The 6,673-nt window shown below is 69.4% G+C and carries 9 protein-coding genes; 6 read left to right on the forward strand and 3 right to left on the reverse strand.

Going from position 1 to position 6,673, the window contains the following annotated elements; all coding sequences use genetic code 11:
• Positions 1-98: 98 nt before the first annotated feature.
• The 3 genes from ACWELQ_RS33870 (at position 99) to ACWELQ_RS33880 (ending at position 2,692) form a co-directional block, all read left to right on the forward strand.
• Complete coding sequence (locus tag ACWELQ_RS33870) at positions 99-1,091, forward strand: ATP-binding cassette domain-containing protein (protein ID WP_452401107.1); 993 nt, start codon at positions 99-101, stop codon at positions 1,089-1,091.
• Positions 1,092-1,189: 98 nt separating this feature from the next.
• Positions 1,190-1,972 carry an ABC transporter permease gene (locus tag ACWELQ_RS33875; protein ID WP_452401113.1) on the forward strand — a complete coding sequence of 261 codons (783 nt, stop codon included), beginning with the start codon at positions 1,190-1,192 and terminating at the stop codon, positions 1,970-1,972.
• A gap of 81 nt (positions 1,973-2,053) precedes the next feature.
• Positions 2,054-2,692 carry a hypothetical protein gene (locus ACWELQ_RS33880; RefSeq protein ID WP_452401108.1) on the forward strand — a complete coding sequence of 213 codons (639 nt, stop codon included), beginning with the start codon at positions 2,054-2,056 and terminating at the stop codon, positions 2,690-2,692.
• An 88-nt stretch (positions 2,693-2,780) separates the two neighbouring features.
• Here ACWELQ_RS33880 and ACWELQ_RS33885 read toward each other — a convergent pair whose 3' ends face one another.
• Complete coding sequence (locus ACWELQ_RS33885; RefSeq protein WP_157392256.1) at positions 2,781-3,116, reverse strand: RNA polymerase-binding protein RbpA; 336 nt, start codon at positions 3,114-3,116, stop codon at positions 2,781-2,783.
• A gap of 226 nt (positions 3,117-3,342) precedes the next feature.
• Here ACWELQ_RS33885 and ACWELQ_RS33890 point away from each other — a divergent pair, with 226 nt between their 5' ends.
• Positions 3,343-3,669, forward strand: a complete 327-nt coding sequence (locus ACWELQ_RS33890; RefSeq protein WP_033086730.1) for a hypothetical protein — start codon at positions 3,343-3,345, stop codon at positions 3,667-3,669.
• On the opposite strand, the gene ACWELQ_RS33895 is transcribed toward ACWELQ_RS33890, so the two are convergent.
• Together ACWELQ_RS33895 and ACWELQ_RS33900 are read right to left on the reverse strand one after the other, a co-directional pair.
• On the reverse strand, positions 3,620-4,678 hold the full coding sequence (locus tag ACWELQ_RS33895) for a hypothetical protein (RefSeq protein ID WP_452401109.1): 1,059 nt from the start codon (positions 4,676-4,678) through the stop codon (positions 3,620-3,622). The two genes, ACWELQ_RS33890 and ACWELQ_RS33895, sit on opposite strands and share 50 nt — an antisense overlap.
• A gap of 185 nt (positions 4,679-4,863) precedes the next feature.
• Positions 4,864-5,550 (reverse strand): M23 family metallopeptidase, encoded by a 687-nt coding sequence (locus ACWELQ_RS33900; RefSeq protein WP_452401110.1) that lies wholly within the window; start codon positions 5,548-5,550, stop codon positions 4,864-4,866.
• 170 nt (positions 5,551-5,720) lie between these two features.
• On the opposite strand from ACWELQ_RS33900, the gene ACWELQ_RS33905 reads away from it, so the two are divergent.
• A complete protein-coding gene (locus tag ACWELQ_RS33905; RefSeq protein WP_452401111.1) occupies positions 5,721-6,047 on the forward strand; it encodes an ArsR/SmtB family transcription factor in 327 nt (108 codons plus the stop codon).
• A 95-nt stretch (positions 6,048-6,142) separates the two neighbouring features.
• Positions 6,143-6,673 (forward strand): EamA family transporter (locus ACWELQ_RS33910; RefSeq protein ID WP_452401112.1); only part of this gene is annotated, 531 nt, incomplete at its 3' end.

Raw genomic sequence — 6,673 nt, forward strand, 5'->3', positions numbered from 1 at the left:
ACCCACGCCGGTATGACCACGCCTGAATCCCTCGCCGTCATCGGGCCGGTGCTGCGGGATCAGTTGGCGGCCATCGAAGCCCGGCGGGAGGGGGACCGATGAGTCTCGCGGTGGAAGTCCAAGGGCTGGTCAAGTATTACGGCAAGGTACGGGTGCTCGACGGGATCGATCTGGAGATCCCGTCCGGCACCGTGATGGGGTTGCTCGGGCCCAACGGCGCGGGCAAGACCACCACCGTCCGCATCGTCACCACCTTGCTACGCCCGAGTTCGGGCACCGTGCAGGTGGCGGGCGTGGACGTGCTGAAGAATCCGGCGCGCGCCCGCACCCGGCTGGGACTGTCCGGCCAGTACGCGGCCATCGACGCCAACCTGTCCGGATTCGAGAACCTGCGCATGGTGGCGCGGCTCTACGGCATGAACCATCGCCGCGCCGCCGAACGCGCCGACGAACTGCTCACCGTGCTCGGCCTCGAAGCCGCGGCCGGGCGGCGCGCGGGCACCTACTCCGGCGGCATGGCCCGCCGCCTCGACCTGGCCGGGGCGCTGGTGTGCAGACCCCCGGTGGTCGTGCTGGACGAGCCGACCACCGGCCTGGACCCGCGCGGCCGCCTCGACATGTGGCGGGTCATCGGCGAACTCGTCGACGACGGCACCACCGTGCTGCTCACCACCCAGTACCTCGAGGAGGCCGACCTCCTCGCCGACCGCATCACCGTCATCGACCGCGGGCGCGTCATCGCACGCGGATCGGCCGACGAACTCAAGACCTCGATCGGCGGCGACAAGCTCACCGTCACCCTCGCCGCCGGACAGGACCCCGCGCCCGCGCGCCGGGTGCTGGCCGGGATCGGCATCGGCGAACCCCAAACCGCCGACGGCACAGACGAACTCACCGTCGTCGTCGGCGACGGCACCCGCACCATGGTCGAGGCGCTGCGCCGGCTCGACGACGCGGGCGTGTGCGTCATCGACGCGGCCGTGCACCGGCCCAGCCTCGACGACGTCTTCCTGTCGCTCACCGGCCGCTCCACCGAACGCAAATCCGCCGCCCTCCTGCCCGAGCCCGTCCAAGAGGAGATCCTGTCGTGACGACGCTCCCCGCCGAGCCCGCCGCACCCGCCACCGACCCCACCGCCGACGCGCACGGCCGCCACCGCGCCACCGGCCCGGCCATCCTGCTACCCCGCGTGGTGCGCGACAGCGCCATCGTGGCCTACCGCAACCTGCTCACGATCCTGCGCGTCCCCACCCTGCTGGTGACCGCCACCATCCAGCCGCTGATGTTCGTGTTCCTGTTCGCCTACATCTTCGGGGCGTCCCTGGGCGGCAGCCAGTACCGGGAATTCCTGCTGGCCGGAATCTTCACGCAGACAGTCGCTTTCAACGCGGCGTTCACCACCGTCGGGCTGGCCAACGACCTGCACAAGGGCATCATCGACCGGATGCGGACACTGCCCATGTCGCGGCTGGCGGTGCTGATGGGCCGCACCCTGTCGGATCTGGTGGTCAATATCCTGGCGCTGGCCGTCATGGTCGGCTGCGGGTACGTGGTGGGCTGGCGCATCAACGGATCCGTGGTGAACGCGGTGCTGGCGTTCGCGGTGATCCTGCTGTTCGCGTTCGCCATGTCATGGGTGGGGGCGATCACGGGGCTCATGTCGCCGAGCGTCGAAGTGGCCCAGAGTGCCGGGCTCATCTGGCTTTTCCCGCTCACCTTCATCTCCTCGGCGTTCATCTCCAGCGAGACGCTGCCGGGGCCGTTGAAGACGGTCGCCGCCTGGAATCCGATCACCGCGGTCTCCGCGGCCGGACGCAAACTCTTCGACAACGGGTCGCCGCCGTCGTTCAAACCCGCCACCGGATGGCCCGCCGAGCACTGCGTCGAATACTCGATCTACTGCTCGCTGGCGATTCTCGCCATCGCGGTGCCGGTGGCCGTGCTGCAGTACCGGAAGGTGGCCAGCCACTGACGAGAGTGGATGGCGGTTAACGTGATTCGGGGTGCTCCGCGATAACTCGATCGATTGGGTGGGCGGGCCGGTGACACGGCCTTGATCAGGGGAGACATCATCAACACTTCGAAACGTCTGGCCGCCCTCGCGGGCGCTGCGGCCGTGGTCGCGCTGCTGGCGGGCTGCGACCCGGACACCACCGGCGCGACCCCGGTCGCCACCCCGTCGGCGGTGGTGACGTCGACGCCGGTGGCCGGGCAGCAGGGGAGCGCCTCGGGCGGCGGCGTGAATCTCACACTGTCCGTGCCGGGTTCGACCGCGTTGAAGCTCGACGGCGCCGCGATCGCCTTCGACTTCACGATCGCCAACCCCTCGGCCACCGCCGCCGCCCAGCCGATCGGCATCGTCGCCTCCATGGGGCACTGCTCGTGCAGTTCCGGTGGCGCGAAGATGAGCCCCAAGGGCGCGATGCAGCTGCTCGACGCGAGCACGGGCACGTGGAAACCGGTGACGTTCGTGCGGGAAGGGACCGGGATGGACTACCTCTCGATCCCGGTCATCCCCTCGGTCACCCTCGCGCCCGGGCAGTCCACGACCTATCACATGAAGGTGCAGCTCTACACCGATCCGCAGGAGACCTACACCGCCGGAACCTCCACGATCACCGTGAACCTGAAGGTCCCCGACAGCCTGCAGAGCCTCGCCAGCGCGAACGTTCCCGTCACCGTGGCGCCGTAGGCGGCACGAGAGGCGCTGCCCCCGCACGAGAAACGGGTCCCCCGCACCGACCGGTGCGGGGGACCCGTTTCTCGTCTTCGGCTGTGGCTCAGCCGCGGCGGCGGTTCTTGATCAGCTCCATGCGCTCCTGCAGCAGCTCCTCGAGCTCTTCCTTGCTGCGACGCTCGAGCAGCATGTCCCAGTGGGTGCGCGGCGGCTTGACCTTCTTGGGCTCCTGGGTGGTGCCCTCCATGAGGGTGCCTTCCTGACCGTTCTTGCACAGCCAGGTGGGCGGGATTTCGGCGTCGTCGGCGAACGGGACGTTGAATTCCTCGCCATTGTCGGTGCGGTACCGCGCCATCCGACGCGGCGCCAGGTCGTGGTCGCGGTCGGTCTCGTAGCTCACCGCTCCGAGCCGAGACCCCCGGAGTACGCGATCTGCCATGAGTGCGGTCCCTTCTCGCCTGTCGGCAATGTTCTACAGCTCTGTCGAGGTTCTACAGCTCTGTCGTTCAACTGTTTCTGCGTCTGCGCTACGACTGTCCAACGCAGACGCGCACGTATGGGTTCCCGTAAGGAGAACCCTGCCATCCTACTCGCCGCGCCGGGTCGGTTTGCTGCGGCGTGCCCTTCCGCCCGGTCGCGCCCGTCAACCGCTAATCTGTCGAACCATGTCTCGACGCGTGCTGTCCTGCTGCCAGTGGTGCGGGCGGGAGATCGCCGAATCGGAGATCGGACGCCGCCGGCGGTACTGCCGCCAATCGTGTCGCCAGCGCGCGTACGAACATCGAAACAGCGTGAAGGGCACCGGTATTCCCGAGGATTCGGTGGTACTGAGTGCCCAGGAGGTGTCCGATCTGTCGGACCGGTGGTTCGCGGCCCGCTGTGCGGCCGAGGATGTGGCCACGGCCGTCTCGGAGGGGGCCGAGATGATCGAACTCGCCGATCTCACCGCGACATTGGTGGCCTTGACACGCGAGGCCGAGCGGCTGCGCTGACGGCGGCATGGCGGCCGGGGCGCTGCGCGCGGACGCCGAGGACGTACACGAGGCCGACACCGGCGGCGGTCACGGCGGCGACAAGGCCGAGGGCGGTGAGGGTTTCACCGTCGGGCGCGGTCACCGGCTGCCCCCGCAGCGCCTGCCACATGAGCAGCGCGACCAGTCCGGTGTAGCCGAGCGCCAGCACACCGATCAGCCGGGTGCGGGTGCGTTCGGTGCGCAGCCACGACACGGTCGGGGCGAGGCGGGCCAGGACGAAGGCGGCCACGATGAGCAGCTGAATGCCGTGCAGGCCCGCGAAATGCGCGATCCGCATGTCGCCGCCCGCCGTCGACCAGTGCGTCACCGGCATGTCCGCGACACCGTCGCGCACCTCGGGCTGACCGTGCATGAAGGTGTGGCCTGCGCCCAGGGTGACCGGGCGACCGGCGGCGTCGGTGGTCTCCTGCTTGCCGCTGAAGCCCATCGTGTAGCCCAGCGCCATGCCGAACACCGCGATGCCCAGGCCCGCGCGGATCGCCATCGAGGTGGGGCGGTCGGTGACGCGCTGCCAGGAAAGGGTCACCGCGATCACCAGATTCGCCAGGAACAGTCCCGGGACACCGGACATGAACACGTACTGGCCGATGGTGTTGACCGCGTCGTGCTGCTCGTTGAAGTGGCTGAAGGTGCCGCGCGCGGCCTGCACCACGATGAACCCGACATCCACGACGGCGGCGGTGGCGAACGCGGTGCCCAGCCACCAGGTCACCCGCTGCCCGCGGTGCGGGAACGACAGCAGCCACGACAGGGTGCCGCTGTAGAGGGTGAAGGCGAAGGCGAACTTGAACGGTTTGAGCCAGACCGATTCACCCAGCAGCATCCGGTCGTCGAATGCCATGGCGCACAGGCAGAACACGGCCAGCACGGCCATGGCGACGGTGGTGGCGGCCAGGGGACGGTGCAGTCGGTGGGCGAGGGTCGGGCGGGGGAGCGACGCGAGCGACGGGCGATCGAGCGTGGTCATGAGCCTGACGGTAGGAGCGGGCAGTCGCACGCCACGTCCCCCGGCGGTGGGGTGGGCACGTAGTACCCGGGTATGAGAACGGCCCCGGCGGTAGTAGCCGGGGCCGTCCTCTTCGAGCGCGAACGCCGTTGTTGCGCAAGCTGATCCGTACGCCCCTCATCGGCGTCCGGAGCAAGCGGGTGGGGTCAGTCGGCGGGGGCGCCGAGGTCGATGCCGCGCCCGGCGAGCCAGGGCAGCGGGTCGATGGGCGCGCCCTCGCCGGCGTGCACCTCGTAGTGCAGGTGCGGTCCGGTGGAGTAGCCGCGATTGCCGACGGTGGCCAGCACGTCGCCCGCGCGCAGCTGCTGGCCGACCTGGACCAGGATGTCCTGCATGTGACCGTAGACGCCGATGGTGCCGTCGTCCTGCATGACCCGCACCCACAGGCCGAAGCCCGAGGCCGGGCCCGCCTCGATCACGGTGCCGTCGGTGACCGCGCGGATCGGGGTGCCCATGCCGTCGCCGAAGTCGATGCCCGCGTGCATGGCGCCCCAGCGGACACCGAAGCCGGAGGTGAGCGGACCGGCGACCGGGCGCACCGTCTTGGGGCGGGTCTGCTCGGCGTGCAGACCGGCGAGGAAGTCGAGCACCGGTTGCGGCACGATCTGCGGCATCTGGGCTTCGCGGGGGGTGAAGGCGGTGAAGGGCGCGTCGGATTCCAGGGCCGCATTGGCGACCGGGCTGCCCGTGAGTGCGCGGTCGGTGTGCGGGTCGGCGGCCGCGAGCGCGGTCAGGGAGGAGGCGACGACGGCGGTCACGGCGACCGCGCGGGTGGCGGCCGTGCGATACCGGCCGGAACCACGCAAGGCAGATAACGGAACGGTTACGGGCATGACTCGAACGTACGAGAGGGCGGTGTCCGGGCCGAAATCGCGTTGTGACCGTCACGTTGGTACAAAAAGCGTCCCGAACAGGAACGACACCGTCGTAATTCCGTCGTGACAGTGGCCGACGCGGGCGGTGCTGTATTGACCCGGGCGCGCTATGCGGACAATCTATTTAAGTGGTGGCTAATGGAGTGAAGGTGTTGAGTGCGCTCGCCGAGGACACTCGGCGCGCGGTGTTCGAACTGCTGCCGCAGGGCCCGAAATCGGTCGGTGAGCTCGCCGCGGCGCTGGGTGTCACCAGTTCGGCGGTGTCGCAGCATTTGAAGGTGTTGCGCGAGGCGCGGCTGGTGATGATGCGGCCCGACGGCAATCGCCGCCTGTATTCGCTGGATCCGCGCGGGCTGGCGGATGCGCGCGACTATCTCGAGCAGTTCTGGCCCAGTGCGCTGGCCGCCTACTCCGCGGCGCTGTCGAGCGCGCGCGAGGATCAGCCGACGATGTAGCGCCCGCGGTCGGTGATCGCGTTTGCGCGATACGCGCGATCGAGCTTGTGGCGGTGGGCGATCCGGCTGAGGGCGAAGGGCGATACGGTGTCGGCGTGGGTACGTCCGTCGCAGTCGAGTCGCAGCGCCGGGTTGCGCTACCCGGATGGTCGGTGCCGTTCGTGTTCATCGCGGGCGGGGTCTCGCAGTATCTCGGCGCGGCGATCGGTGTGCATCTGTTCGACACGGTCGAACCCGCGACCGTCGCCTGGCTGCGGGCCGCGGCGGCCGGGTTGGCGCTGCTGGCGTGGCGGCGGCCCTGGCGGGTGCGGTGGACGCGGCGGACGGTGTGGGTGGCCACCGGGTTCGGTGTGGTCACCCTCGGCATGAATATCGCGTTCTACGAGGCGATCGCGCGCATCCCGCTGGGGACGGCCGTCGCGATCGAATTCCTCGGGCCCGTCGCGGTCGCCACGCTCGGATCGCGGCGGGCGCGCGACTTCGCGGCGGTCGCCCTGGTGATCGCGGGGGTCTTCCTGCTCGCGGGTCGAAGACTATCACATGGTCGCCCAACGCGGACAGCTCAATCCGCTCGAGCCGCTCAAGGACATCATTGTCGACAGCCGCGACACGGGATTGCATGTCAT

This window comes from Nocardia sp. NPDC004722 (assembly GCF_053601505.1).